Here is a 26200-nt window from a genome sequence, read left to right as displayed (position 1 = left end):
GTGGTAAAAAGTACTTTTTTACTCTTTTATTATTGATTTATTTAAGTAATTACCGATTGTGACAGTTAGAGTGCGGAAGATGGGTTAACAAAGTTCGTGCAAGTATAAAATTACCTGCCAAATAATGAGGAAAAACTATTAAGTATAGTAGTTGAAGGCGGAAGCTAGTTCGGGTTAAGGATGTTTATTCAACAATTAATGGTTGACACAACATAGACATATAAAAATTTACCAAAATTAAGTAATCACATAATCAAAGTTTGAACTTATCCCGAACTAATTTTATTTTAGCTACTTGTATTACATCGGATTTTTAAAACCCCTTTATACTTTTTGTTATTTCCTCCCACACTCCCCACACTTCCAATACCAATGACTAACGCAAACATTTTGGTTATCGGGGCAGGGGTAAGCGGTTTCACGACTGTAATCTGTTTAAGGGAGGCAGGCTTTGATGTCATGGTCGTAGCAGATAACTTTGCTCCTGATTTAACATCTATAGTCGCGGGTGCTTTGTGAGAATGACCTCCAGCAGTTTGTGGTCATCATGGTGCCCCTAGATCTTTGGAGCACTCCAAAAAATGGTGCATGACTTCCTACCATAAGTTCAAGGAAATGCACGCAGATTTCGGCGACCAATCAACAGGTATTTATCTGAGAGATGTGTATTTCTACTTCAAGGATGTCTTGGAAAATCAACCCTTTGATCTCAAGTATATCCATCCTGCCAGTGTAATTTCACAGAGTGATGATCCAGCAATTGCTATTATCCTGAGCAATAGAAAGTATCCAGTGCTTGAATTGGATTTGGAAGTAGCATTGCATACTGATTTTTACAAAACCAATAACAACAATCTTTTGCAGTTAAATGGATTGAGGAAGAAGAATAATAGTATCAGTAGTAAATTTTGCAACAATGCAGGTGGCTCCGATATTGTACAAAATTTAACAAGAAGGGAACAGTCGACAGGGAACAGCGGTTGCGTGAGATGCACTTGCAGTGAACGCAAAGCGTCTCCCTCTGGGAGAACCCCGCAACAACGTAAGTTGCCATCCGGTGCAGCCACCCCGCAGGGTGGGAATGCGCACCAAGACAGGGAACAGGGAAGAACGACAGGTTTCTTGTTAAGAGTGAGAAAATAGTGGGTTTAAGTCTCCCCACCTTCTTGCATGATTGACGCACTACGTGAACACCTTTTTGTGCGGGCAAAGCCGTCGCCGCAGGCTCTATGCTGTAAGGCTTTGGTGGTATAGGCTTTGGTTGCGGTTCAAAGCCCCTACCTTCTTGCGGAGCCGTCGCTGCAGGCTTATGCATCACTGTTCCCTATTCCCCGTTCCCTGTTCCCTTTACTTAAAGTCTGATTGAACCGCCGACCAATTTACAGGAGAAGGTTTTATGATTCTCAAGTCACTCATACTGAAAACCTTCTCCTTGTTATCCTCTTGCAGACATACTTTTGCTTTGTTGCCGTTAATCTCTTGGATGTATGCCTGAAAACCATTCCAGCTTCTGTCTCCACTGGAAGCCTGGATTCTTACGGTTGCACCTGGTTGCACAAGCTCAAAGTCTAGGAAGCTTCTTGGATTGATATATTTAGCTGCTAATTCATCTGTAATCTTGGTCTTAAAATCGCCCCAGCAAATAGTCTTTTCCCCATTGACTACATCGTAAGAGCAATCTTTACCTTCATGCTGCCACTGTTGGGGGAATACTTTCCAAGGCTCTGGCAGTTCTAGTATGGAGTTCTTTACTTCTTCCTGTAAAACTTCTTTAATTGTTGGTTGTTTACGCAGATTCTGCAACCACTCCAAAGCACTTAACCCTGTTGCTTTAAATTCTTCGTAGATATCTCGAGCTTCTGCACATCCAGGAATATCTATTCTCAATCTTTCTCTGCCTTTTTTACCAGTAAGCCTTACACCTTCTCTTGAAGTTGGTATACTTGGAAGTCGATTCTCTTTAATTTTTTGTGCAATAGATATTTGAGTATCTGATGGCTCTATTGTTCCCAAAATATTTCTATTCTTGGGTTGAGCCAATTGACTCAGCATGCTTACCCCTAAACGACGGGCTACTACTGTTGGAATTTCGTCAGTAATCGCAGACACCTTAATTAGTTTGTTGACTGGCCCTTTTTCTAATCCTGCTGACGAGATAAGTTTTGTGAATTTACGCTTTGTATTCTCTTTGACTTGAGACAAGATTCTACCCGCTTGCAACAACATATCCGTCGCTTCTTCCCATAATTGACAAGCGACTGCAAGCTCATCTTCTGCAAAGTGATTTACAGAAAAATTTTCTTCTTGTAACGTAATGGATTTAGCTTCTAAAGTTAACATGGTAAATTTAGATAGATTAAATAGATTTAGTTAGATAGATTTTAGATTTTATAGATTTAAAATCTATCTTTTATTTGATTGGTGTCCTTTTGTTGGACGATACTTAGTCCAATGCCAAAGATTTTGTTTTGATATATTTCTTAATAATGGGCTGAAGCGTGAAACTAGTTTCCTTATCTTCAGGAGATTTCTGTTTTTCAATCAAAGAGTATTCTTCAAGTTTTTCTATTGCTTTGACTATTTCTGAAATAGAGTCAATTCCTGTATTTTTCTTCAAGTCTGTTAAGAGTTTACTTATCTTAATCGAAGTTAATTCGTTGGTTTTTGTGTCTATATATTGCAAAACTTGTTTTTGCAATTGGGTCAAAGTCCCAGTAAACATCTCATCAAGCATTAATGAAAACTTACGGCTTACAAGAGTAGTAGGATTTTGGAAAAATGCTTTTTCATTACCAAATATATTATGTATTCGATGTGCTAATTCTTTAAGTTCGGAGGGGTTACCGCGATATTTTATGACTAATTGCTCACAGGCATCTTTATCCTTTAAACCAAGATCAAATAACATCTGCATTGCTGCAGCATTGTCTAAGCCTCCTAATCTAATACAATCTATTGGACGATACAGTATTAGCTCTTTGGTTATACACTGAAGTTCCCTAGTAGTAAATACAAAACAGCTTTGATGTTCTTCTTCTGCCAAGCGCTGTACAAAGGTTCGGTAAGAGGTATCAGTATCTGGAAAAGAAAAGTCATCTAGTACGATCAAGCAATTCTTCTTTCGCAAAACTTTGAGAAGAGCACTGACCCTAGAACTGTTATTGTCAGGTAAACCTGAAAAGTTATGTGCTGGATCAACCATAGCCAGTAGCTCCATCACCAAGTCTTGCAGTGGTGGTCGATGACGAACAGATTTCCAAACAAAGCAATTAAAATTTACTTGCTTCTCTAAGCTAATACTTGCCAGCAGTTGAGCTGCTAAAGTGGACTTACCTATACCTGCAACTCCTATAATTGATACGCAACGATTGCGTTCAATGATGATCTTTTCCCTAAGTTGAGATATTTCAGCAGTCCGACCATAAAAGTCAGAAAGACTGGGTAGTGTTCCACCTATAATTTTATTTAAATATTCTTGAGAAAGCTTTTCACATTTAACTTTTCCAGCTAACTTATCAAGAAAAATCTTCAAACTGTTTTTGTTGATTTCTCCTTCACCAAGAATTCTTGTAAGTTGCTTAAAAAACTTAGGGCCTAGGGTTGTTTGTAGATAGTTGTAACTATATTCAGAGTTATCTGCAATTTCTGAATACTTTTGTTCATGGTAAATCCCTCTGACAAGAACTGTTTCAGCTTTTGTTAAAGGCTTACCTCTCTTTGAAATTAGTAAAATATTGAATTTATCTAAAGTATCCTCATACGATAGAAAGTTATTGCTTGAGTTCATTACTCTATTTTTAAAATAATTATTGAAATAATAGATTATTATGTCTCTTTTTAATATCTCCTATTAGATAAAATATATCTTTAGATAGATAAACAAAGACAAAAAATTCTTGTGCCTAAAGCTGGTTTCTGCGATAAGTACATGGGCATAAAAAACCGTTCGCCACTAGGCGCGTTTCTCGCCAGCCTACTTATTCCATCCTTGGAAATACCAAAATATCACTAACGAGCATGCAATTCTGGTATATCTCTAATTTTGCAATACTATTAAAATTAGTACTCTGTACTAACAAACAAGGTCTTTGAGTGTGCTCTATTGTATTAACCCCCTATGTGATAACAGAGAAAATCCAGATTCAAGAACACAATCTACATGTCTGAGTTGTGGTAACGAATTATTAATCAACAATCGTATTTATCTGACAAAACCCCTCAGGGATTTGAAAAAAGATCCCTTTAGTTACACAACCGAGATATTCGAGGTAACAGACTTAGGAACTAAGTGGGACCCAGGACCTAGAAAGAGAATCATGAAAATTTTGAAGTGGAGCGAGCCTAAGTTAGTTGAGTTATTTGAACGGGAAAGCAAAACTTTAAGATTACTTAATCACCCATCTATTCCTAAAAGCACTATTGACGATTTTTTTACTTTTACTCCCATAACTCCCGCTGGCACTTCCATAACTTTACGTTGTTTAGTTATGGATAAATTTGAAGGTTTGAATCTATATGAATACATAAGGGTGAATGGTAAACTTACTAGCAAACTTGCTTTAGATTGGCTAGAGCAACTAGTGAAGATTCTCGATCGCGTACATCAAAGCGAATTTTTCCACAGGGATATCAAACCTTCCAATATCATCTGCCAACCAAATGGAAAATTAGCTCTGATTGATTTTGGTGCCTCCAGACAAATCACTGATACTTATATGACAAAAATAAAGGTAAATGGTGGTGCCAGCGATACTTTTATAGATACCAGTAAATACGAGATTACCGTTGTTAGTACACCAAACTATACGCCAATTGAGCAATTTAATGGTAGAGCAATACCTCAATCAGATTTTTATGCTCTTGGGCGAACTTTTGTGTATTTATTAACAGCGACCCCTTTAAACAATCTACCGATTGACAAAACAACAGGACAGATTATTTGGAGAGACAAAGCCCCTCAGATAGATAAATTATTTGCCAATCTGATTGACGAATTGCAGTCAGAATTAGTGAGTAAACGTCCACAAACTACTGAAGTTATTCTTGAGCGGTTAAATCGCTTACCTTTGAAATCAAAAATTTATCGAGTAGTTAAATCAAAAGCTTTTAAAATCGGTGCTTCTATATTAAGTTTTTTAACAATTTTTGCTGTTTACTATGGATTAAAACCTATTCTTGCAAACTATTTCTTTGAGCAAGGCAAGAAAGCTGAAACCGAAAATAAATTCATAAAATCAAAACAAAATTTTAATTTGGCTATTTCTTTTAATCAAAATATTAATAAATCTATCTCTAGTTTCTACTTTGAGAAAGCTTTCCGTAATTCTTCTAAACCTGAAATTGCCAGAAAATATTACGAGCTTGCAATTAAATTCAACAAAAATGATATTGCTGTCTATAGCAACCTAGCATTAGTTTGTCAGCAACTTGCAGACTTTAAATGCGTAAATGATAGTTACTCCCGTGCATTAAAATTGAATTCTAATGATTGGATTATTCATTACAACTTGGGAAGCTTTTATGATGATCAAGAGCAATATGATAAAGCCGCACACTACTATAAAATAGCTTTGAAAAAAAGTAAAAATAATTCTGTTCGAGCTATCAACAGCTTATCAAGATTAAATAATTTAACTGGCAATTATAAGAATGCAGAGTCTTTAGCATTACAAGGTTTAGATAAATTAGCATTACAAGGTTTAAATAAACCCGATCATAAACATATTCAAGCGACTTTAAAAAAAAATTTAGCATGGGCACTGTTCGGTCAAAAGAAATACCTTCAAGCCCAAACTCATTTGCAGAAATCTTTAGAGATTGACCCGCAAAAAACAGAAGCTTACTGCTTATTAGCTCAAACCCAAGAACAATTAAATTTAGCTTTGGATGCTAAATTATCCTGGGAGGCTTGTTTGATACTTAACTCCAGCTTGCCCGAAGTTCAAGGCTGGAGACAAAAGATTTTACGAAAAATTCTTTAACTGCATAAGTTCATGTCATAAGCAATTATAACTATATTACTTCTTTTTCATATCAAGTTTTTTTAGTCTTTATGCTGTCCCGTAATTTCATTTACAGTACTTTCATACTCATTTTTTTTACAAATACAGTCCAAGCTCAAACACAAATCTCCAAACATCACCAATTCGTTAGATCTAATCCTATTGGAAGAATATTAAGTGGTGATCGCAACAAAGAAGAAGGAAGTTCGATTTTTCCTGGCGATCGCATACATCCCAGATCAGGAACAGTAAAAATCTTGTGTTACCCAAATAAAAAGATATTGCTTCTTGGAGAGGGATTAGTTGATGACACAGCAGATAAATGTGTCAAACCAACAGAGTTAGGTAAATGTGCAACTAATAATAAAAGAAACTGTTCCAGAACCAAAACGCAAACCACAAATTGAGAAAAACCAATAATCACTAATCCTTACGGGAACATTATTTTAAATCGGCAACCTTTAATATCCTGGCTACCAGTTTCTAATTCAAGCAAATATACAGTTATTCTCAAAGGTCATGGGCTTCATTGGTCTAAAGATACTTCAAAAAATAAACTTACCTATCCGGAGAATCAACCTCCACTACAATACGGGAAGATTTATAAATTAGATGTAATTACTAATCAGAGTGGTTCTCCTACTGCTGTAGATTCTACTATCCTAATAATGACATCCCAACAGGAAGCACAAGAAATCAATGATACTGTAAAGCAAGTTCAGAGTCTTAACCTAACTCCAGATCAAGAAGCTCGCGATCTTGATACTATCTTTATGTCACAAGATTTGCTTACACAGGCAATTCAGGTTTTGCAAAAGCGAATTGATGCTTCTACTAACGATCCAACTCTTCATCGCTTGTTAGGCGATCGCTATTTACAGGCTGGATTTCCACAAAAAGCAAGACCCCTTTATGTCAAAGCGAAAAGTCTAGCTCAAGAAAATGCTAACAAAGCTGAGCAAAGACTAGCGCAACAAGGATTAGAGAAGACTATACAGCAGCAGTAAAGCTATTTGCTAACTAATATAAATGGAGACCAATAATAAGGATGAGAATATTTGGGGTTTTTCAAAAGCGCTAACTGTGCTTGTCTTAGAGCTTGTGCTTTATTCAGTCCATTATTCAAATTCTTATAAAAATCTCCCATTAACTCTGAAGTGGATTTAGCATTGACTAACCACAAAGTTGCCAGGGTGTTTTGTGCGCCAACCATAGCTGCCATTCCAGCGATACCTAAAGCTGAACGCTTATCTCCTTTCGCAGTTTGACAAGCACTCAGAACAAGTAAATCAATAGGACTGGGATTATTTTTCAGTAGATTCTCGAATTCCCTAACATTGATTGGTTTATCCCAAGCCAAGATGAAAGTCTTGTGTGGGTCGGAACTAAACTGTCCATGAGTCGATATGTGAATTAAAGGAAAATCTTTTCTTCTTTTTACCATCGATTCCTGGAAGTTATTGCTGGTAAAACCTGCATTAATTAATTCTATAACCTCAGTAGTATTATTTCTTATATAAGATATTTCAGTATTTACTTCAGGTAAAGGGGTTATATTTCCTGGAAACAAGGGATGCTTTAAATTGGTATTGGCTTGGGACAAACCAGCAACTAGTACTTTTAAATTCTCTGTAACTAAAGGCGCTGTTTTAGAAGTTAAAGATACTGTAATAGCATAATCTTCTAAAAGATATCTTTCACCATCATGCAGTAAAGAAAATGGAACATTCTGGAAATAGGTATCTAATACAAATACCAACTCACCTTCATCTGGTAAATATTTTTTAATTGGTAAAACCAGTAAATCATAGATATTTTGGGAGTAAGTTAAAAATCTTGATTCAGAAATAGTTAAAAAGTCTGGTGATTGTAACAAATTTATCAAATCATCAATACCAGAAGTTATTTCTGAAAAATTTGCTGTATGACGAAAAAACAAATTATCTTTAGTTTTTATAATTATCTCTACTTGGTTTTTTATCTGAAAAATATAGATGATAGGAAGTACTTTTGAATTATTAGTATCATTTGTATAAACTTCTTTTTCAAAGGTAGGTAAATAATTACATTGTAAAAAATTTTTGATTTCAGCTAGTTGTAACTTCTGCTTGACTTGAATTATTTGATTAAAATTTGGTTTTTCCCTTGATAGAAGTAAATTTAAATATTGTTTATATACAGCTTCTATTCTATCCTTAAAATTAAATTTAAATTCGGGATTAGCTGATAAACTACTACTTTGAACTTGCTCAATACTCTTAATTGCAGCATCATAAGCTTTATTTGCCCGGTCAAATTTTCCTAGTTTTTGATACAGGCGAGCTAATTCCTGTTGCCATTGGTAGGCAATATCCCATGCTCTTACTGACTGAGCTAACCCCAAAGCTTCCTCTAGATATATTTCTGATTTTTCCAGTTGCCCCAAATTATCGTAAATTTTACCTACAGTTCCTTTCGTAAAAGATTCTGCTCTTTTATTATTAGTTTTATCCAAGGCAGATAATCCAATATTTAAAGCTGCATTATATAGATTTATTTTTTCATTTGTAAAAATCCGGCTTAAGTCTTCATTAGCTGCAATTTTAATTAGAATATCTGAAAACTGAGTACTAGCATAAATAGACTTATTAGTTTGTAACTTTCCAAAATTGGCTACCAATAATTTCTTCGTCAAATCATATATACTTTGCTGGTTATTTGATATTTTTAAATTATCAAAAATTACTGATTTCTTTTTGAAAAACTGCTCTAATAATAAATCTAATTGATTCAGTTGAGCTAATAGCTCAGTATCAGATTTTTTATTGCCAGTACTTTTGACTTGTTGATAATAATTTAATGCTTGAATAAATCTAGATTCAGCCTGATTTAATGCTTCTTTTTTTCCTACAGGCTCCTCAGTAATCTGATATTTATTTGATGCTTTTTGGTAACTAGTACGCTCCGTATTAGCTAAACTCAACAAAAGACTATTTTGCAATTCTTTTGAAAAACTTTTGCTTATTACCAAGGCTTCTTTCAATACAATTTCAGATATTTCCGGCTTGCCAATTAGCCGTAAAACATTACCCAAATTCTTTAATCCCAGAATTTGAGTTTTTCCCCTTGATTGCTTTTGTAATGCATTCATCAACTCCTGTTGCTGTTTAACTTTAGTCTGATTCCCACTACAAATCCAAGTTTTATCTTCCAGTTTCAAAGCAGTAATCAAAGTTTCACAACTACGTGTATATAAACCTAGACTTTGCAGTGCTAAACTTTGGTTGATCAAGGAGCCAGTTTCACCATCGGAATTATTTAATTGCTGATAAATTTTATAAGCTTCCGACCAAGTATTTAGTGCTTTTTGCCCTTCTCCCTGTTGCAATTGTTTATGCCCTTTTTGGGTAAGCTTCCTAGCACTCACACTCAGATCTATACTTGCTGATGTCGGTAATGTATACCCTATTAAAATTATCATTAAAAATCAATGCCTTTGCCAAAATAAGAGCCTAGAAAAATTTTGGCAAAAATGGCAAAACAACCCATATATCAGCGTTTCGCTTACAAGATAGTCTGAACTCTTGGAACCTTTATACTGTAGGCAATACGTTAAAAATAACCTTGCGCAAAACCGTGAAGGAATTTTTAAGACTTATTGTTTTTGCCAAAGATCGTAAAAATGGGAGTTTATACATCAACTCATCCTCGTAAATTGGCGAAGGTATTGCTTTAAATTCAAATTTTTTTATTCTGAATTGTACAGGCTTGTTTACATTTCCATCTAACTGAAGAATTTGATTTGATTGAGATTGAGGTAAATATTCTTGTTTTATTTGCCCTTGGGCTGGTGAGTTTGTGATTACAAACAAGAATACAACAACACCCTGCAAAAAATTAATAGGTTTTCTGAAAAGCCTATCCATCATGAAAAGTTATTTATTTGTTATTTGCTATATTTTCAGATGCTTGCTGCTGTGCGCAAGGTGTTGAAAGTGAACCATAAGGTACAACTGTTGGATTAGGCTTTGCTGTCAGCCGAATTGTGCCATCTGGATTCCACGCCGCACCTTGCGCTTCTAAGTATTCTTCCATTGGTGGATCACTAACATCAATTGTTTCTTTTTGGGAAGTTTCTTGATTTGTGTCTGTAGTATCATGCCACCCAAGATCATCATCAAGAATGTCGAAAGGACTCGGTCCAATGTTGGCACCAAAAATGTAAAATTCTCCTTCTGCTGCTCTGTCTACAACATCGTTTTCTACTGCACAGAGCACTCGTGGCTTGGAATTATTTTCTATTTCTACCACTGGCTTAATTGCTCCAGAAAGATTCGGGTTCGGAGTATCAATATTTACTATCCCGTCTACTCCTCTCTCTGAAGTCGCTGTGATTGAACTGTCAGGAGAAACGAACAATCCTGTTGCTTTGATGTTTATATTGCCACCGTTTCCTCTAATGGCATTTGCTCTTATACTGCTGTTTTTGAGAATTGCGATCGCTTCTGCTGCGATTTTTATATTACCACCGTTGCCACTACCCCCGGCACTTGTTGTGATTTCGCTATTACTTAATTGCAAGTCACCAGATTTCAAAAAAATATTTCCTCCTTCTCCTCCTGTACCTCTTCCTGCTTCTCTTGCAGTCGCAGATGATATTTTACCTTTCTCTAACTTAATACTGTTAGCCTCGACCCGCAAAGATCCAGCATTTCCTTTTCCTGGCTTAATGGAAGTTACAAAACTTGCTGTCTTTTCGCCACCAATAACAACCCTACCACCATCGCTTAAGGTTAATTTTTTAGTTTTTATCGATACACCTCCGGCATTTCCTCGCCCTACTGTTCTAGTCGATATCCTGCTGGGAGAATTACCAGTCAAAGATACTCCAGTTACTTTGACTTCTTCGGAGGCTTTTAAAGATATTTCACCTCCCACTCCTTCCCCAAAAGAACCTGATGACATTATTCCACCAGAATGCAAAATTAATCGCCTAGTTTGAATATTGATATTACCTCCATTTCCAGTAGATCCTCTGTACCCCGAACTTGATATTGAACTACCTCCACGCCTTGTTGGTTTTCTGCTCAATGTCACTTCATCACGAGCTAATATTTCCACCGAACTAGCATTTCCAGAACCATAAGTACCAGCAGCTATAGTTGCTCCATCACGAATATTTAACCACCTCGCTTCAATCTTTAAATCTCCACCATTACCAGCAGCTTTTGGATAAACTAAACTGGATATACTGGTATTAACGAAAGATGGAAGTTTTGACGATCCAATCAAATTTACTGAATCTGAAACACGAATCCTTAATACTCCCCCTACTCCTCCTCCCAGTGTACTTGTCTCAATTTGAGATCCACTTTCTAAATTCAAGCTCTTACCTTGTATTTGTATATCACCGCCACCTTTTCCGCTGGCATCAACTGCGGTGGCTTCATACAAACGTATGTCTCCAAAAGTTGGGAACTGGGAGTATCTTAATGCCCAGCCTTTACTATTCGGAGTTAGTTTTACTAAACCTGAGCTAACTACACTACCCAATTCAATACGTCCTCCTGCTGTTTTCAAGGTTGCGCCCTTGAATACCAAATCACCACCCACTAAAGCTAAAGTTTTATCTGGCTGGACACGTAAACCAGTGGTAGTATCTATTAGCTTTAAACTTTTTCTTATACCTTTTCCATCACCAACAACACCAATACTTCCTGGATTACTTGCAAAACCCAAACCAATCGGTACACTAACTGTTAAAAGTGTCTCTGCTTTAGAAGAGTTAACATCAAAACTACTGCCATCTGCAAATTTGATACTATTTGCGGTGCTACCAATAAACGAACCACCAATATTTAACCGAGCATTTGCACCAAAAGAAATACCATTCCGATTAAGGAAAAACAGGTTAGCCTTACCATTCGCTTGGAGTAACCCATCTATGTGAGAAACAGATGACCCCGTGACTCGAATCAAAATATTTTCAATATCTAAGTCATTTTTTAAAAATGCTCTATCTCCATTAGGTACAGAAAATTTTTCAAAACTGTGGAATAAATTATTTCCTGCTTGACTTCCCCCAGTAATGATATTTGTATTTCCCTCTCGGCTTATCTTGGATTTGATCCCAGAGTTATCTGGAACAATTTGTGCCACACTTGGCATTGGATTTAATATAGATAACAAAAAACTACATCTTATAAGCCAAAAAAAACGACTTTTTCTCATCCTCAATATCTATTATCTTTTACAGATTTGATTTTTGCTTATTCTAAGATAATCTGTGCAAGCTTGTACAGTTTCACTATTATCAAATGAAATTAATTAATTCAGTGTTTTGATATCAATACATCACAATAAAGTGTCAAAATTTGAATGTCAATTTTTTTTGCAAATATATACAAATTTAGATATTAATTCATGGGATAATGGTTACCACTAAATATGGAGATAAATAGTTGCTATCTTAAACAAGAGACATTAAATTGCCAAAATGCCAATCACTATTTACGTTGCTAAACAATATGAAAAAACGTAGTCAATCATTCGACAAAATTGCACAAATATATGATAAAGCACGCCCCACTTATCCAGAACAATTGATTGAAGATATCACTCATTTGGCTGCTATTCAGGATAAAGCCTCAATTTTAGATATTGGTACAGGTACTGGTCAGGGAACCATCCCATTTGCACAAAAAGGTTACGCTATACATTGTTTGGAGCCGGGTCCTAACTTAATTGCGATCGCTAAGCAAAACATGTCTTCATATCCAAAAGTCACATTTGAGACGGTTACTTTTGAGAATTGGAAATTACAACCACAATACTTTGATTTGGCAATATCTGCTCAAGCTTTTCACTGGGTTAATCGTGAAATTGGTTATCCAAAAGTTGCACAAGCCTTAAAAAAAAATGGTCATATTGCATTTTTTTGGAATTTTTCTCTTTCAGTGGATACTCCAATAACTCAATCACTTAAATCAGCCTTTCAAAAATATGTAACCCGAGTCTCAAGTAAGCAATCTTCAATTGATTCATTGATACAAAAAAGAGAAAATTGGATTAATAATAGTTTGTGTTTTAAAAATTTAGTTATGAAACAGTATCCTTGGTCTATTAACCACGATTCAAAGGAGTATATAAACTTATTGAAAACTCAAACTTTTTATCAAAATTTTGATGATAACGACAAAAATAATATATCTAATATTGTTGAAGAAATATTCAGTAATCATGGGGGATTTATTACCCTTTCCTATTTATCTGTCCTCTTCTTCGCTCAAAAAATATAGGCACCTAAAGACACAGCCGGGTATTGAAAATTAATTATTTTTTTATTGAGAATCAACACAAGGTGTTGAAAGTGAACCGTAAGGTACAACCGTTGGATTAGGTTTTGCTGTCAATCACTATTTACGTTACTAAAAAAGATGAAAAAGCGTAGTCAATCATTCGACAAAGTTGCACAAATATATGATAAAGCACGCCCTACTTATCCAGAACAATTGATTGAAGATATCATTCATTTGGCTGAGCTAAAAAACTCAGCTTCAATTTTAGATATTGGTACAGGTACTGGTCAGGGAACTATTCCATTTGCTCAAAAAGGTTACGCTATCCATTGTTTGGAACCAGGTCCTAACTTAATTGCGATCGCCAAGCAAAACATGTCTTCATATCCAACAGTCACATTTGAGACAGTTACTTTTGAGGATTGGAAATTGCAACCACAATACTTTGATTTAGCAATATCCGCTCAAGCTTTTCACTGGGTTGATCGTGAAATTGGCTATCCAAAAGTTGCACAAACTTTGAAAGAAAATGGTCATATTGCATTTTTTTGGAATTTTTCCCCTTTAGCTGATACTCCAGCATTTCAATCACTCAATGAAGCATTTAAAAAGTATGCACCACAAATGGTATACAACCCACCCTCAATTGATTCACTAATACAAAAAAGAGAAAATTGGATTAATAATAGTTTGTGTTTCAAAAAATTGCTGGTGAAACAGTATCCTTGGTCTATTAATTATGATTCACAACAATATCTAAATTTATTGAAAACTCGAACAGTTTATCAAGATTTCAATGAAGATAAAAAAAATAATATATCTAATATCGTCGAACAAATATTAAATAATCATGGAGGGTTTATTAATAGACCATATTTATCTATTCTTTTATTCGCTCAAAAAAAATAGATATCTAAAGGCAGCTAGAGTATTTAAAATTAATTACTTTAGGCTGTTCGGTACTTAGTATGCTAAAAAATTAATTTACAGCATATTTCAGGTTGGTGAGGTAGATTCAAACGGACATTAATGCTGATATAACAAGAGTTTAAGGATATAGTTTTGTACTTCATTTACTTGCAAAGTGCTGTAAAAATCTGTTCGTAGCTCTGCCTCAGTGTGCAAGAAAAAAGAAAGCAAGGTTTTAGTGGCGTTCACGGTTTTTTATGCCTATGTACTTAATTGTCATTATCGAATCAAAAATTTGCTTTGCTATCAATGAAATATAATTGCCAAAATATACTCATAATTTTATCATTTTATATTAATAAATAATCTGATATATTCGTCAATTATTAATCAGCATTTATCGATTTTATTTGGATATTTCCTAATAAAAAACTCATTTTAATAGAATTCTTTAGTTGTTAGATTTTTTGTTGCTTATCGATTTCATTCACGGGTATTGAATTTAAGTTGATACCAACACCTTTGCAACACCTCCATCTCAAACAAGCTTCATTTTTTATTACCAATGTCATCACATAAGTTCTTATCTTCTTCACTGACATTGGGATTATTCTTTAGATAATCCCGTGCCCAATTACAACCCTGCACCAGTAAGTCATCCAAATCAAAATTCCATAACTTCACAGTTTTGTCGTAACTAGCAGAAGCGATGGTTTTGCCGTTGGAACTAAATGTTACACTTGCGATTGCTTTGTCATGTCCTGTTAGGGTTCTAATAGCTTGTCCTTGCAAATTCCACAGCTTCACAGTTTTGTCGTCACTAGCAGTAGCGATGGTTTTGCCGTCGAGGCTGAATACCACGCTATTGATCCCCTCGCTATGTCCCCTTAGGGCTTTAATCATCTGCCCCTGTAGATTCCACAACTTGACGGTTTTATCCTTGCTAGCAGTAGCGATGGTTTTGCCGTCGCGGCTAAATGCTATGCTATTGATTTTTTCGCTATGTCCCGTTAGTGTTTTAATTTCCTGCCCATGCAAATTCCACAACTTTACAGTCTTGTCTCTACTAGCAGTAGCGATAGTGTTACCGTCGGGGCTAAATATTATGCTAAAGACTTGTTTGCTATGTCCTGTTAGGGTTTGAATAACCTTTCCTTGCAAATTCCACAATTTCACCGTCTCTGCATTTGCAGTAGCAATGGTCTTGCCGTTGGGACTGAATGTTATGCTATTGACCTCTTCGCCATGCCCTGTTAGGGTTTTAATCGTCTGCCTCTGCAAATTCCACAATTTTATGGTATTGTCCCTACTAGCAGTAGCGATAGTGTTACCGTCAGGACTAAATACTATATTGAAGACTTGTTTGCCATGTCCTGTTAGGGTTTGAATCACCTGTCCTTGCAAATTCCACAACTTGATGGTGTCGTCTGCATTTGCAGTAGCGATGGTGTCGCTGTTGGGGTTAAATGCTACACTTATGACTGAATCACTATGCTCTGTTAGGGTTTGAATAACCTGTCCTTGCAAATTCCACAACTTTATGGTGTAGTCCGTATCTGTAGTAGCGATGGTGTTGCTGTTGGAGCTAAATGCTACACTTATGACCGGGTCACTATGCCCTGTTAGGGTTTGAATCACCTGTCCTTGCAAATTCCACAATTTTACCGTCTTGTCCGCATTTGCAGTGGCGATGGTGTTGCTGTTGGGGCTAAATGCTATACTAAAAACTTGTTTGCCATGTCCTTTTAGGGTTTGAATCACCTGTCCTTGCAAATTCCACAATTTTACTGTCTTGTCCATACTTCCAGTAGCGATGGTGTTGCCGTCAGGGCTAAATGCTATACTTATGACCGAATCGCTATGCCCTGTTAGGGTTTGAATTACTTGCCCTTGCAAATTCCACAATTTTACCGTGTTGTCATTACTTACAGTAGCAATAGTGTTGCCGTCGGGGCTAAATGTTATGCTACGAACCCAATCGATATGCCCTGTTAGGGTTTGAATCACCTGACCCTGTAAATTCCACAATTTTATGGTATTGTCCCAACTTGCAGTAGCGATAGTGTTGCCGTCAGGGCTAAATGCTACGCTATTGACTGTTTCTTGATGACCTTTTAGGGTTTGAATCACCTGCCCCTGCAAATTCCATAACTTTACGGTACTGTCAGCACTAGCAGAAGCGATAGTGTTACCGTCGGGGCTAAATACTATACTTGTGACTCCTTCGCCATGACCTGTTAGGGTTTGAATCACCTGACCCTGCAAATTCCATAACTTTATGGTACTGTCCCAACTTGCAGTGGCGATAGTTTTGCCATCAGGACTAAATGCTACACTTGTCAGACCCTTCACATGACCTGTTAGGGTTTGCATTACCTGTCCCTGCAAATTCCATAACTTTACGGTACTATCCCTACTTGCAGAAGCAATAGTTTTGCCATCGGGGCTAAACGCTACGCTTGTGACCCAATTGTTATGCTTTTCTAAACTATTATGTTCTTTAATGCCATAAACTATTTCCCTTAACAATGCTGCCACCCGCATTCGCGTTTCTGGTGTTGCTTTACTCTCTTTCTTAATTTCTTTCCCAATTTCAATACCTACTGTTAGAGCTTGCAGTTGAGGAGCATTACTCAACCATAATTCTTCAAGGTTAATGTTTTGGATAATTAAATCCGCATTTTTTTTATTTATATCTAAACGCCACCATAAAATACCAGTAACAATCAAGGATATGACCGCAACAAAAGTCAGCCCTGAGATAGTAAATAACTTTCTCCGTTCATGTTGCTTGTATTCTCTATCACGTAATCCCACACTAGCATCAATAAACTGATTTTCTTTCTCAGTTAAACCACCAAGTTTTTCAAAAGCATTCTTATCTCGAAATTCTAATATCTGGTCTAATCTTGAACCCTTCAAAAGTTCTTCAGATGCCTTAGATTTATTCTCTTCTCGAACTTTGGACCACCTTCTTTCTTCGGTAGCTAACCAATTTTTTAATATAATCGCTTCTTTTTCTTCTTCCAACCAGGATTTTAATTTATTCCAGGACGAAAGTAAAATCTCATGAGCTATTTCAATTGTTACATTTTGTGTTAATTTTTTAGGGGTTCCAATCGATAATTGTTCTTGATTTGAATATTCATAATTACTTACTAGTAAATTCTCATTAACAAAAGTCTTAAGGGTATTTTTTACAGATTCACCAACAAATTCATTGTAGTAAGCTCGTCTACTTACTGCTCTACTGCCCGATTCCGATTCAACAATATTTACCAACTTCAAAAATATCTGTTTGGTAATTAATTCCCCATTTTCATTTTTTTCACATATACCTGTATATATTTCATCAACCCGCTTTTGTAGTGCACCTCTTACTCCTCCTAGATCTGTATAACTTGCCTTATTTAAAGTGCGGTCTTCAATATGGAAACAACCATCAGCAGCTTTAGTTGTACATTCCTTTTGCCAGAGTAAATCTAAAGTATATTGTAGTAAAGGAAGATAACCTTTTTGTCCTTCCACCTCGTTAATAATTTGTTTAACCAATCCTTTTTCAAATACCACTCCATTTTTAGCTGCTGGCTGCTCAATCGCTTGTCGTAGCTCATCTGGATACATCTCAGTAACTAGATGTATATTATTTTTATTTGCAATTTCACCTAAAGTTTTGTAAAAACTAAACTGTTCCAAGAAGTCAGACCGCATTGCTAACACAATTCTGACAGAACTATCTCCTTTTTTGGCAACCTGAGTAATTCCTTTAATAAAACTATTTAGCTTTTTTGGATCAATATTAAGAAATAATTGTTCAAATTGGTCAATAAATATAAACCACCGTTCCTCATTTTTCTTCAATTTACTAATCAATTGAGGCAGTGTATTATCTTTTCCTTCTCTAACAAAATCAACATCTGATTCACTAAAGCGATAATCCTTTTCTTCACTAAGTAAACAGCGATATAAAGACTCAAAAGGATCTTGATTAGGTGTAAAGATAAAATCATAAAATTTTTGTGATTCTAAGGACTTCTTAAGTTCAGGAATTAACCCAGCACGAACTATTGATGACTTACCACTTCCAGAAGCACCTAAAACCAAGCTAAAGCTACTTTCGTTGACTGCATTGAATAATTTAGCAATGAGCGCATCACGGCCAAAAAAGTATTCTCTATCTCCCAAATTAAATCTTTTAATTCCTTTATAAGGAGAAGTCTTAATTAGTGGTTGATGAGTAATCTTATCAACCGAAATCTCTACTATCTGAGTCTCGATATATGTATCAATCTGCTGAGGTGCAAAAATAAGGTTACCACCAACAGTATTCTTCTTAACAAGGTTGTTTTGTTTCTGAGATTTATGCTTAGGATTTGGTCGACTCATACTTCACTATTGCTTAAGTATCTTTGGTTCCTTCTTGCTTTGGTGAGAAGTTAAAATCTCCACTGACAGTATTTCCACTTGCTATGTTGGTTTGATTTTGATTTGTTTGATTGACTGTCTGTTTTCCAACAGGTTCTTCGTCAGATATTGGAGAATTTATTGACTGTTCTCCTTGATTGCGTTGCCGAATTTTAATTACAGGGGTTAAGTACTCAGGAATTCCCTGCAAATCAATACTTGTAAAACCCATATGAAAACAATCTTTATAATTCATTCCAGACCACAAAGCAGTATAAAATCCGATGCTAAATTTAATTGCCGCTTTATCCCCAATCGCTTTATTCATCGCAATCACACAATCAATATGTTGATGAATTTCAGTAGCTTGAACTTCTGAGTAGCAAGCATTGAGCAAAACACATTCAATAATATGTTGAAACAAACTAAATAACTTTCCTAGGGCTTCTGTACTTACCAGTTGCATCTGCCCAGAATCATCTTCCAAAGCTAATCCATCAGCACCAGAGCCATGTCCTGCAAAATGAACGATTGTTGGTTGATGGTTAGATAAAAAACGGATTAAATCATCAACTTGTACCGCTGATTCAGTGATGATTTGAAAGTCATTCCGATTGAGAGATAGTTGAAGTGTTTTTTTGATTTCTCGTACCTCTTCATCTAAACGTAGATTAGTTGTATTTTTGGGATTAGCTCCGAGGATGAGGATTTTCTTCACAGTGATTTTTTAAATATGTACTAGGAAAAAATGTTGAAATTTTGGTATAGACCAAAAAGAAGATTCTCCGTAAAATTATACTCTAAAATAGGTAGCATTTACTACATATCGCACAAACATAAGCCTTAACCTTGCAATAAAGCTGCTCTGAGGGAATTGAGTATCATAGCCGACTTGGTTTAATGTAAAAGTGAGTGTAAGTTTCTACTGGAAGCTAGTTATGAATGTTCAAACTCTAATTGGCTGTTGCAAATTCCATCAGTGGAAACATTACGTGTGGTTTGGGTACAAAAATACTATATCCAATCTGAACAAGTTTACTGGCGAGAACAAGATAGCTTACCACCGATTCAAGAAGTCATAAGTCAGAAATCCCCAAGTCAGAATTGCCAGTTTACTGGGGGATTGAACCCGCCAGTAACGCCTATACCGCTAAAGTTTTTAGCGGGGGTCTTAAACCCAATTTTTTCCCCTAGAAATAGAAAGTTAACCAATTAATTTGTTACTAAAAAACTTCTGACTTCCTATTTCTGACTTGGAAGACGCGCGGCATGGGAGACGCGCGGCTAGCGCCACGAACGAGCCGTTCACCGTCCGGTGCCCCTCAGGCGATGATAAATTACGGATTGAATCTCCCTATGATGTTGACGCACGCAATTCGAGTAAGCGAGAAATCAATTGGACTGGCTATAAGATGCATTTGACCGCAAACTTGTGACCAAACTCTGCCAAGCTTAATTATTAATGTGGAAATGGAAATGGAAGCTGCGACTAGTCCAGATATTGAGATGACATCAGCAATTCATACCCGTTTAGCATCAAATAATCTCCTACCAGAACAACATATTGTAGATACTGGCTATATCGATGCTCAAAACTTAGTTGATAGTAAATCGATTTTTAAATGTTGACTTGGTAGGGAAAGTTTTACCCGAAAGTGGTTGGCAAGCGAGAACACAAGAGGGCTTTGAGCAAAATTGTTTCAAAATTGATTGGAATTTGAAGCAGATAAGGCATATCAAGGTGGTATAAATATTACTACTCCTCATAAGAAAAAAAGAAAACAGGAATTAAATGAAAAGCAGAAAATAGAATTTTATCGTAACTCCCTAGGTAGGGCTGAGGCAGATTATTCCATTGACGTACGCAATTATGTTAATGTTCTTGCATGAGTCCAGAAGAAAAAGATAAAAAAATTGAAAGGTTAGAGGAAGAAAACAAAGCGCTGCGTGAAAAGATAGCAGAGCTTGAGAGACGGTTTGGACGTTATAGTCAAAACAGTTCAAAGCCACCTTCAAGTGACAGACTGAAAAAAAAGACACAGATTAGGACTAAAAGTTTACGAGAAAAAGGGAAACGTCCATCTGGGGGACAATTTGGCCATAGGGGTCAAACGTTAGAACAAGTATTGCACCCGGATAAAGTAATAGAACAGCCAACACCATGTTCATGTGGTAAATGTGGATGTGATGTCAGGGGGGTAGCAGTAGAAAAAATTATCAAGCGACAAGTATTCGATATACCAGCACCAGTCATAATCGTCACTCAACATCAAGTCACAGTCAAAAAGTGTCCGAAATGTAACACAACCATACAAGGAAGTTTTCCTGTTGAGGTGAAAGCACTTAGACCAATAATTCCCGATATTACAACTCCTAGAATGCCAGAGAGTGCTCCAATGAATGCTCCTATAACAGTCGCCTGTGAATCAGATAAATTAGCAAAAACGTAATTACCTATCCATGGTGTGACCAAAATTAGCGCGACCACCAATCCTATGCCCAAAATTATTAGTGATATTGATAGTGCCAAACTGGGATTCTTTTCCTTGAATCTAGATCTCATTATGTTCTCGGCTTTTGGAGATAGGTGTAAGGGTATTAGTAGGTATCAGCGATCAAATCTGGCTAACTATTTATTATACGGAAACCTTCCATATAATAAATTCAGTAGATGGAAAAGTTTTCCAGAACCCTTGTCAAAGGGGAACCAATAGCTTTACAGCCGGAGTTGAGTTTACCTAAAAGTTTTTGATGTAAGTAGACCGGCGGGAAAAAACCGTTCGCCACGCCGGCGCGTTTCTCGCCAGCCTTTATTAGCTAATTTTCTTCCAAAGTCTCTTGAACGCGCTGCTGCGCAACGAACGTGGAGGTCGTCCCAGCCTTGCGGGCTGGGACAAGGCTGGCGAAGTACGCGCCAATGACCGTGGCGAACGGTTTTTTAATGCCTAAGTACTTAAGTTGAAAATTTTTTGTGCATAAAATGAAAACGAGTAGCTGTAACCTTTATTTTTTCGTGGCACGGACATAGAAATGCCAGAGTGAACGTTGCAGAAATTTTTATCTTATCCGCATTCATTTTATACAGGCAAATTGTGCCGGAATTTTTCACTTTATCTGCGACACATTTTCGCCCTGCATTACGTGAATACTTTATGCGCAAACCTAGATAAATTTTTTTCAGTGCATCATAAAGTTTGATTACGGAAAAGCTTAATGTATAAATTTAGGAATTTGAAAATTTTTAGGAATTTTTGTAGGAATCTAGAAAAATTAGATTTTTAGGAATAATAGATCGGGTTGAAGTATTTTAGAGAGATTATAAGCGTAAGAGGTAGTATATCTGCAATAGATGGAGAGAATACCCCTTCTCGCAACAAATATTCACCTCGCTAGGCCTTACTCATGTAAGAAGATATATTGTGTTATTTCGCCTAAATAAGTCCGATGTCTGATGACAATCTGCGAAGCATCAATGGTAATTATTTTAATTCCGAGTCATTGATGTTAACTCAACCACTACCTTTGTTCTTACATCCGGCAGAAGTTTATTTGCGTTCTTTGAGTGAAGGTTCTCGGCGGACAATGCGCCAAGCATTAAATAAGATTGCCGGTTTGTTAACGGATAATGCCTGTGATGCCATCGGTCTGGATTGGTCAAAACTCAGATATCAACACACGAGCGCAATTCGCTCTATGTTAATGGAAAAATACAGCCCAGCAATGGCGAATAAAATGATTGCTGCTTTGCGAAGGACTCTCAAAGAAGCTTGGCGTCTGGAGTTGATGAACAGGGAGGATTATGCACGGGCTGTTGATATCCCTTCTGTACGTGGTAAAAGCTTACTCAAAGGACGAGCACTCAATGATAAGGAAATTTCTATTCTTTGGGAACATTGTTTAAAAGATAATTCTAATTTAGGAGCTAGAGATTCGGCATTACTGGGAGTTTTAACGGTTGGGTTGCGACGCAGCGAAATTGCAAATCTTGACCTGGAAAATTTTAGTTCCCGCTCTCGTTCCTTAATAATCCTTGAAACAAAAGGAGATACTGAGAGAATTGTATACTTACCCTCCTATGGAATAACTGTCATTAAAGATTGGTTATTGGTTAGAGGTAAAGAACCAGGGCCACTTTTTTATCCTCTCACCAAAGGCCATAGAATTATGTACAGAAGAATGAGTGATCAGGGCATATTACGGGCTTTGCAGCGGCGTGGAGAAAGTGCTGGCGTACATGGTTTTACGCCCCATGATTTTAGAAGGACTTTTATTGGCAATTTATTGGATGCAGGAGCAGATATTGTTACTGTATCTAAGCTTGCTGGTCACGCTTCTCCAAATACTACAAGTAAATACGATCGACGTGGTGAAGATGCCAAAAAGCGTGCGATCGATTTACTAAAAGTTCCTTTGAAAAGCAATCAATCTTCTGAGAACACAACTACAAAGAAGAAAAAGCAAGTTTATAAAGGTTCAACTTACAAATGTCCTAACTGTAAATCTAAAGAACTTCTTACAGATGGGTTTGAGTTATTGGCTGATGGTCAAATGCATCAGCGATTTCGTTGTAAGGATTGCAATTATGTTTTTACACCACCTTTACCAATTACCAAAAATTAATTGAAAGATGAGATAATGTCTTCTTCCTAAAGAACAAAAAACTTGTCCGCAGCTTGATGACCAATACTACCGAAGAACAGTCCGAAACCACCGCCTTACAACCAATAAAATCTCCTACTGGAAAACAGCAGTACCGAGCAATTGGATTGCTGATGGCAAGGTATATTCCCAGTGCTGAGGAATTTCAACAAGGAATCTTGATGACTCAAGACAGAACTTTGATTGATGCTGTGGTCAAAGGACAAATGTTCAGCTTGGTTAAATCAAAAATCGATCTGGACAAGGAACATATTTGGGTTGTTTATCCCAAAACTCCCAAGGAAGAATCATCAGAGATACCTCTGCACGTACAAATCACTGGTATTTGGGAACCTCAAACTCTACATCCCGAATTAGAACCAACGGATCTACAGTATCAAGTTGATGATTTTTCTGTACAAGGCGAAGTAGTCTATCAGGATTTTACCACTGGTAAAGTAATCGTAAAAATCAGACAATCACCAAGAAAGAAAGGTGAACCACCCAAGTTCTTTAAACTCAAGCTCCAAGGTTACTTGCCACCAAAATCTCTCAAAAGCTTCTGGGAATTTAAAGTGCGCCGTGTTGGCACAGACCTGTTAATTCAGTCTGGTGAACACATTGCTCCTATTTCTGACCCTTCCAAAAAACCTTTTAATAAAAAGCCGTTTAACAAGAAGAAAGGAAGTCGCCCTCAAGGTAATAAAAAAATTAATCAAAAACCGAATCCAAAACCCAAAAAACCTATATCTAAATAAATGTCCAAGAAAAAATCAAAACAGTCCCAACCAGATAAACAAGAAATTGTTGAACTCAAACCTGCCAGTCCTTCTCAACTTGAACAAGCTTCAAGTTCTTCTGATGCGGTAGACAAAAAAACAGAAATCATTGAACTCAAGCCTGCCAGTTCTTCTCAACTTGAAGAAGTGCCAAATTCTTCTGATGCAGTAGACCAAAAAACAGAAATTATTGAACTCAAATCTGCCAGTTCTTCTCAAAGTGAACCTACTACCGAAAAGCAACAAGTAAAGTCAACAACCGACAACCAAAAAACTGATAAGACTTCCAAGCCTAAACCTGCAATCAAGCTCAAAAAATTCCAGAAGAAAGAATCCTCTCCACCACCATATAAGAATTTGGAAACAGCAACTAACCAAAATGGAGAAACCTTTGTTGTTGGAGAGAAAATCAAAATTAATACTTGCAATTTTGGTGAGTACACCGTTGAAATCAAGTTTCTGTATGAGACTGCAGATGGTAGTATCTGGGTGACTTATTACCCCTTTGGTTCGGAAGATCAAAAGCATCCGTGGCGTAGAGGATGCCAAAGACTCGATCTCTTAAGAAAAGCTAACTCCCTAGAAAATTCGACATCCGATGCTGACATGGTTTCACAAAAAAGTCCGGATTCTGTACCCGCAGATTAAAAGCCGGTCGCAAATCATTTTTTTGCGCTGCCGATGAGTAAATTTATTTTTGTGAGTGGATAACTGGGCAGCGCTGGAAAAAATTATTTGGAAGACGCGCGGCTGCGCCACGTTCGCTGTAAGCGCGTCCAAAGTGGAGCGCAGCGTAACGGCGACAGGCTGCACAAACGAGTTTCTGACACTGCCTCAGTACATTGAAGTTCTCAAATATACTCAAAATAACTATTATTAATATCTGAAAAATCAATAAATTGTAGTACCCTTGCTTTATTGATTACTCTAATCTAAATACACTTACCATTAATTTTTGGAATTTATATAATTATTTAAAATTTCTAATCTCTTAAGCATAATATTTTTTATAATTCCAATTATCCACCGAATAAAACTTGATTACCCTCTATTTATTAATAGTAGTTAGCGTAAAATGCGATATAAATATTGTTAATTGTATAACAAAATATTTTGACATATCTAATTTATTCTAAAATTAGTACCTGTAAATATTGAGTTTATAAGAAGAGAACAGAAAGCGCAAATCTTTTACTAGCAAGACTTACAGCTATATTCTCTTGGCAATACTAGATCCAAAACCTCTATTACCTAAGATTTATCTCCATAATCCAAAATCACATATTTAGTAATAACTGAAAATTAATCTATTTATTTATCTATTAGCTACTAATTTCAAATAATTATTTCTCTATTTTGGATTTATTAAATTTTCTTCTCATAACATTTTGAAAAGCATCGTATAACATTTAAATAAAAAATACGGTTAAATAATATTGTTAATACCTTAAATATTCAAATTTTGGATAATAATTAAATTTTATATTCATTACTTTTACTTTTTGGACGAAATATATTTCATGCATAGTAATTGCATAGTAAATACTATGTGTTATTTCATCAATTTATTTTGATTTGAGTCCGATATTTTAAGTTTTTACATAGCATTTGCATTGTATTTACTATGTCATGTATCCTGCTTATCTAGCACGGGACCATCTCCCTCAAAAATAGAGTTTGATATGCAGGCAAAATTTCTAAGGCGCATATTTTAAATATTACATGCAAACAAGAGTAGAAAGAATGCCCAGACGAGGTAGACCGAAGATGATTTATTATTTTGGACTTGACATTGGCAATGGGAATATTAAAGTTGCTGGAGATAATGTTTACGAAAGAGTTCCCAGTTATCGTGCAAAAAACGTATTTGCTTCAGATGGTCTAGGTTCTGTTGAGCTTGAGAACGAGAAATTTGTTGTTGGTGAGGGTGCACTGATTAGCAGACAGATGCTTTTAAGAACAGTCGATCGCAATACTGGAAAAACTGATGAGATAGAAAAACTATATTTTGGAGCACTGGCCCACATTGGAGAACTCCCTAAAGTTCTCGTCAGTCGCGTAGTTGTTAGCTCTCACGCTTGGAAAACAAATAAGCAACAAATTAAGGACAATCTTAATCAAGAACCTAAAGAAGAATTAGATTTGGATTTAGCTGATTTTTCTTAACATAAACTATATATTAGACACATGT

20 protein-coding genes and 2 pseudogenes are annotated in these 26200 nt (G+C 36.2%); 16 read left to right on the top strand and 6 right to left on the bottom strand.

Annotated elements, in window-relative coordinates; genetic code table 11:
• Positions 1-372 precede the first annotated feature (372 nt).
• Positions 373-519, top strand: coding sequence for a hypothetical protein (locus BC008_RS51830; protein ID WP_235595853.1), 147 nt, complete (start codon positions 373-375; stop codon positions 517-519).
• Positions 520-615: 96 nt separating this feature from the next.
• On the top strand, positions 616-1143 hold the full coding sequence (locus tag BC008_RS51825) for a hypothetical protein (protein WP_235595852.1): 528 nt from the start codon (positions 616-618) through the stop codon (positions 1141-1143).
• 204 nt (positions 1144-1347) lie between these two features.
• Here BC008_RS51825 and BC008_RS36575 read toward each other — a convergent pair whose 3' ends face one another.
• Both BC008_RS36575 and BC008_RS36570 read right to left on the bottom strand, forming a co-directional pair.
• A complete protein-coding gene (locus tag BC008_RS36575) occupies positions 1348-2340 on the bottom strand; it encodes a hypothetical protein (RefSeq protein WP_036267432.1) in 993 nt (330 codons plus the stop codon).
• 103 nt (positions 2341-2443) lie between these two features.
• Entirely contained in the window at positions 2444-3787 is a 1344-nt protein-coding gene (locus tag BC008_RS36570) for an NB-ARC domain-containing protein (RefSeq protein ID WP_027845649.1), read from the bottom strand.
• 307 nt (positions 3788-4094) lie between these two features.
• On the opposite strand from BC008_RS36570, the pseudogene BC008_RS52845 reads away from it, so the two are divergent.
• The 4 genes and pseudogenes from BC008_RS52845 to BC008_RS36555 form a co-directional block, all read left to right on the top strand.
• Positions 4095-4172 (top strand): annotated as a pseudogene (locus tag BC008_RS52845) (4-Cys prefix domain-containing protein); the annotation flags it as partial.
• A 144-nt stretch (positions 4173-4316) separates the two neighbouring features.
• Positions 4317-5981, top strand: a complete 1665-nt coding sequence (locus BC008_RS36565) for a protein kinase domain-containing protein (RefSeq protein WP_072207710.1) — start codon at positions 4317-4319, stop codon at positions 5979-5981.
• A 71-nt stretch (positions 5982-6052) separates the two neighbouring features.
• Positions 6053-6409, top strand: a complete 357-nt coding sequence (locus tag BC008_RS36560; protein WP_058183530.1) for a hypothetical protein — start codon at positions 6053-6055, stop codon at positions 6407-6409.
• Positions 6410-6670: 261 nt separating this feature from the next.
• Entirely contained in the window at positions 6671-7009 is a 339-nt protein-coding gene (locus BC008_RS36555) for a hypothetical protein (RefSeq protein ID WP_027845651.1), read from the top strand.
• A 2-nt stretch (positions 7010-7011) separates the two neighbouring features.
• Here the strand turns inward: BC008_RS36555 and BC008_RS36550 are convergent, their stop codons facing one another.
• Both BC008_RS36550 and BC008_RS36540 read right to left on the bottom strand, forming a co-directional pair.
• The gene (locus BC008_RS36550; protein ID WP_027845652.1) at positions 7012-9462 is read right to left on the bottom strand and encodes a CHAT domain-containing protein; all 2451 of its coding nucleotides are present in this window, start codon (positions 9460-9462) and stop codon (positions 7012-7014) included.
• A 458-nt stretch (positions 9463-9920) separates the two neighbouring features.
• Positions 9921-12149 (bottom strand): filamentous hemagglutinin N-terminal domain-containing protein, encoded by a 2229-nt coding sequence (locus tag BC008_RS36540; RefSeq protein ID WP_058183528.1) that lies wholly within the window; start codon positions 12147-12149, stop codon positions 9921-9923.
• Positions 12150-12508: 359 nt separating this feature from the next.
• On the opposite strand from BC008_RS36540, the gene BC008_RS36535 reads away from it, so the two are divergent.
• The gene (locus tag BC008_RS36535; RefSeq protein WP_058183527.1) at positions 12509-13279 is read left to right on the top strand and encodes a class I SAM-dependent methyltransferase; all 771 of its coding nucleotides are present in this window, start codon (positions 12509-12511) and stop codon (positions 13277-13279) included.
• A gap of 138 nt (positions 13280-13417) precedes the next feature.
• Positions 13418-14188, top strand: a complete 771-nt coding sequence (locus BC008_RS36530) for a class I SAM-dependent methyltransferase (protein ID WP_058183526.1) — start codon at positions 13418-13420, stop codon at positions 14186-14188.
• A 549-nt stretch (positions 14189-14737) separates the two neighbouring features.
• On the opposite strand, the gene BC008_RS48910 is transcribed toward BC008_RS36530, so the two are convergent.
• Together BC008_RS48910 and BC008_RS36520 are read right to left on the bottom strand one after the other, a co-directional pair.
• Entirely contained in the window at positions 14738-18574 is a 3837-nt protein-coding gene (locus tag BC008_RS48910; RefSeq protein WP_058184412.1) for an NACHT and WD repeat domain-containing protein, read from the bottom strand.
• A gap of 13 nt (positions 18575-18587) precedes the next feature.
• Positions 18588-19310, bottom strand: a complete 723-nt coding sequence (locus tag BC008_RS36520) for a CHAT domain-containing protein (RefSeq protein ID WP_058184410.1) — start codon at positions 19308-19310, stop codon at positions 18588-18590.
• Between the two features lie 261 nt (positions 19311-19571).
• Between BC008_RS36520 and BC008_RS50875 the strand changes: the two genes are divergently transcribed.
• From BC008_RS50875 to BC008_RS36485, 8 genes and pseudogenes are all read left to right on the top strand, one after another.
• A complete protein-coding gene (locus BC008_RS50875; RefSeq protein ID WP_058184408.1) occupies positions 19572-19808 on the top strand; it encodes a hypothetical protein in 237 nt (78 codons plus the stop codon).
• A gap of 115 nt (positions 19809-19923) precedes the next feature.
• Positions 19924-20321, top strand: a pseudogene (locus tag BC008_RS51820) (IS5-like element ISAva5 family transposase); the annotation flags it as partial.
• The gene (locus BC008_RS51815; protein WP_058184406.1) at positions 20303-20482 is read left to right on the top strand and encodes a hypothetical protein; all 180 of its coding nucleotides are present in this window, start codon (positions 20303-20305) and stop codon (positions 20480-20482) included. The pseudogene BC008_RS51820 and the gene BC008_RS51815, both read left to right, overlap by 19 nt.
• On the top strand, positions 20479-21042 hold the full coding sequence (locus BC008_RS36505; protein WP_027841227.1) for a DUF6444 domain-containing protein: 564 nt from the start codon (positions 20479-20481) through the stop codon (positions 21040-21042). The genes BC008_RS51815 and BC008_RS36505 overlap by 4 nt, the downstream gene beginning before the upstream one ends.
• A 994-nt stretch (positions 21043-22036) precedes the next feature.
• Complete coding sequence (locus BC008_RS36500) at positions 22037-23212, top strand: tyrosine-type recombinase/integrase (protein ID WP_036264720.1); 1176 nt, start codon at positions 22037-22039, stop codon at positions 23210-23212.
• A 56-nt stretch (positions 23213-23268) separates the two neighbouring features.
• Positions 23269-23988, top strand: a complete 720-nt coding sequence (locus BC008_RS36495; protein WP_058184404.1) for a hypothetical protein — start codon at positions 23269-23271, stop codon at positions 23986-23988.
• Complete coding sequence (locus tag BC008_RS36490) at positions 23989-24657, top strand: hypothetical protein (protein WP_027841228.1); 669 nt, start codon at positions 23989-23991, stop codon at positions 24655-24657.
• A 1074-nt stretch (positions 24658-25731) separates the two neighbouring features.
• The gene (locus BC008_RS36485; protein ID WP_027841229.1) at positions 25732-26175 is read left to right on the top strand and encodes a ParM/StbA family protein; all 444 of its coding nucleotides are present in this window, start codon (positions 25732-25734) and stop codon (positions 26173-26175) included.
• The last annotated feature ends 25 nt before the right edge of the window (positions 26176-26200 follow it).

It is taken from the genome of Mastigocoleus testarum BC008, from assembly GCF_001456025.1.
In the GTDB taxonomy this organism is placed as follows: domain Bacteria; phylum Cyanobacteriota; class Cyanobacteriia; order Cyanobacteriales; family Nostocaceae; genus Mastigocoleus; species Mastigocoleus testarum.
Note: the sequence above shows the minus strand (reverse complement) of the source record. Positions and strands in the feature narration are given on the sequence as shown.

Bases quoted from the DNA above. Each gene is read 5' to 3' on its own strand.
- BC008_RS51830 (WP_235595853.1), top strand. From the start codon at position 373: ATGACTAACGCAAACATTTTGGTTATCGGGGCAGGGGTAAGCGGTTTC.
- BC008_RS51825 (WP_235595852.1), top strand. From the start codon at position 616: ATGCACGCAGATTTCGGCGACCAATCAACAGGTATTTATCTGAGAGAT.
- BC008_RS36575 (WP_036267432.1), bottom strand. From the start codon at position 2,340: ATGTTAACTTTAGAAGCTAAATCCATTACGTTACAAGAAGAAAATTTT.
- BC008_RS36570 (WP_027845649.1), bottom strand. From the start codon at position 3,787: ATGAACTCAAGCAATAACTTTCTATCGTATGAGGATACTTTAGATAAA.
- BC008_RS36565 (WP_072207710.1), top strand. From the start codon at position 4,317: ATGAAAATTTTGAAGTGGAGCGAGCCTAAGTTAGTTGAGTTATTTGAA.
- BC008_RS36560 (WP_058183530.1), top strand. From the start codon at position 6,053: ATGCTGTCCCGTAATTTCATTTACAGTACTTTCATACTCATTTTTTTT.
- BC008_RS36555 (WP_027845651.1), top strand. From the start codon at position 6,671: ATGACATCCCAACAGGAAGCACAAGAAATCAATGATACTGTAAAGCAA.
- BC008_RS36550 (WP_027845652.1), bottom strand. From the start codon at position 9,462: ATGATAATTTTAATAGGGTATACATTACCGACATCAGCAAGTATAGAT.
- BC008_RS36540 (WP_058183528.1), bottom strand. From the start codon at position 12,149: ATGCCAAGTGTGGCACAAATTGTTCCAGATAACTCTGGGATCAAATCC.
- BC008_RS36535 (WP_058183527.1), top strand. From the start codon at position 12,509: ATGAAAAAACGTAGTCAATCATTCGACAAAATTGCACAAATATATGAT.
- BC008_RS36530 (WP_058183526.1), top strand. From the start codon at position 13,418: ATGAAAAAGCGTAGTCAATCATTCGACAAAGTTGCACAAATATATGAT.
- BC008_RS48910 (WP_058184412.1), bottom strand. From the start codon at position 18,574: ATGAGTCGACCAAATCCTAAGCATAAATCTCAGAAACAAAACAACCTT.
- BC008_RS36505 (WP_027841227.1), top strand. From the start codon at position 20,479: ATGAGTCCAGAAGAAAAAGATAAAAAAATTGAAAGGTTAGAGGAAGAA.
- BC008_RS36500 (WP_036264720.1), top strand. From the start codon at position 22,037: ATGTCTGATGACAATCTGCGAAGCATCAATGGTAATTATTTTAATTCC.
- BC008_RS36495 (WP_058184404.1), top strand. From the start codon at position 23,269: ATGACCAATACTACCGAAGAACAGTCCGAAACCACCGCCTTACAACCA.
- BC008_RS36490 (WP_027841228.1), top strand. From the start codon at position 23,989: ATGTCCAAGAAAAAATCAAAACAGTCCCAACCAGATAAACAAGAAATT.
- BC008_RS36485 (WP_027841229.1), top strand. From the start codon at position 25,732: ATGCAAACAAGAGTAGAAAGAATGCCCAGACGAGGTAGACCGAAGATG.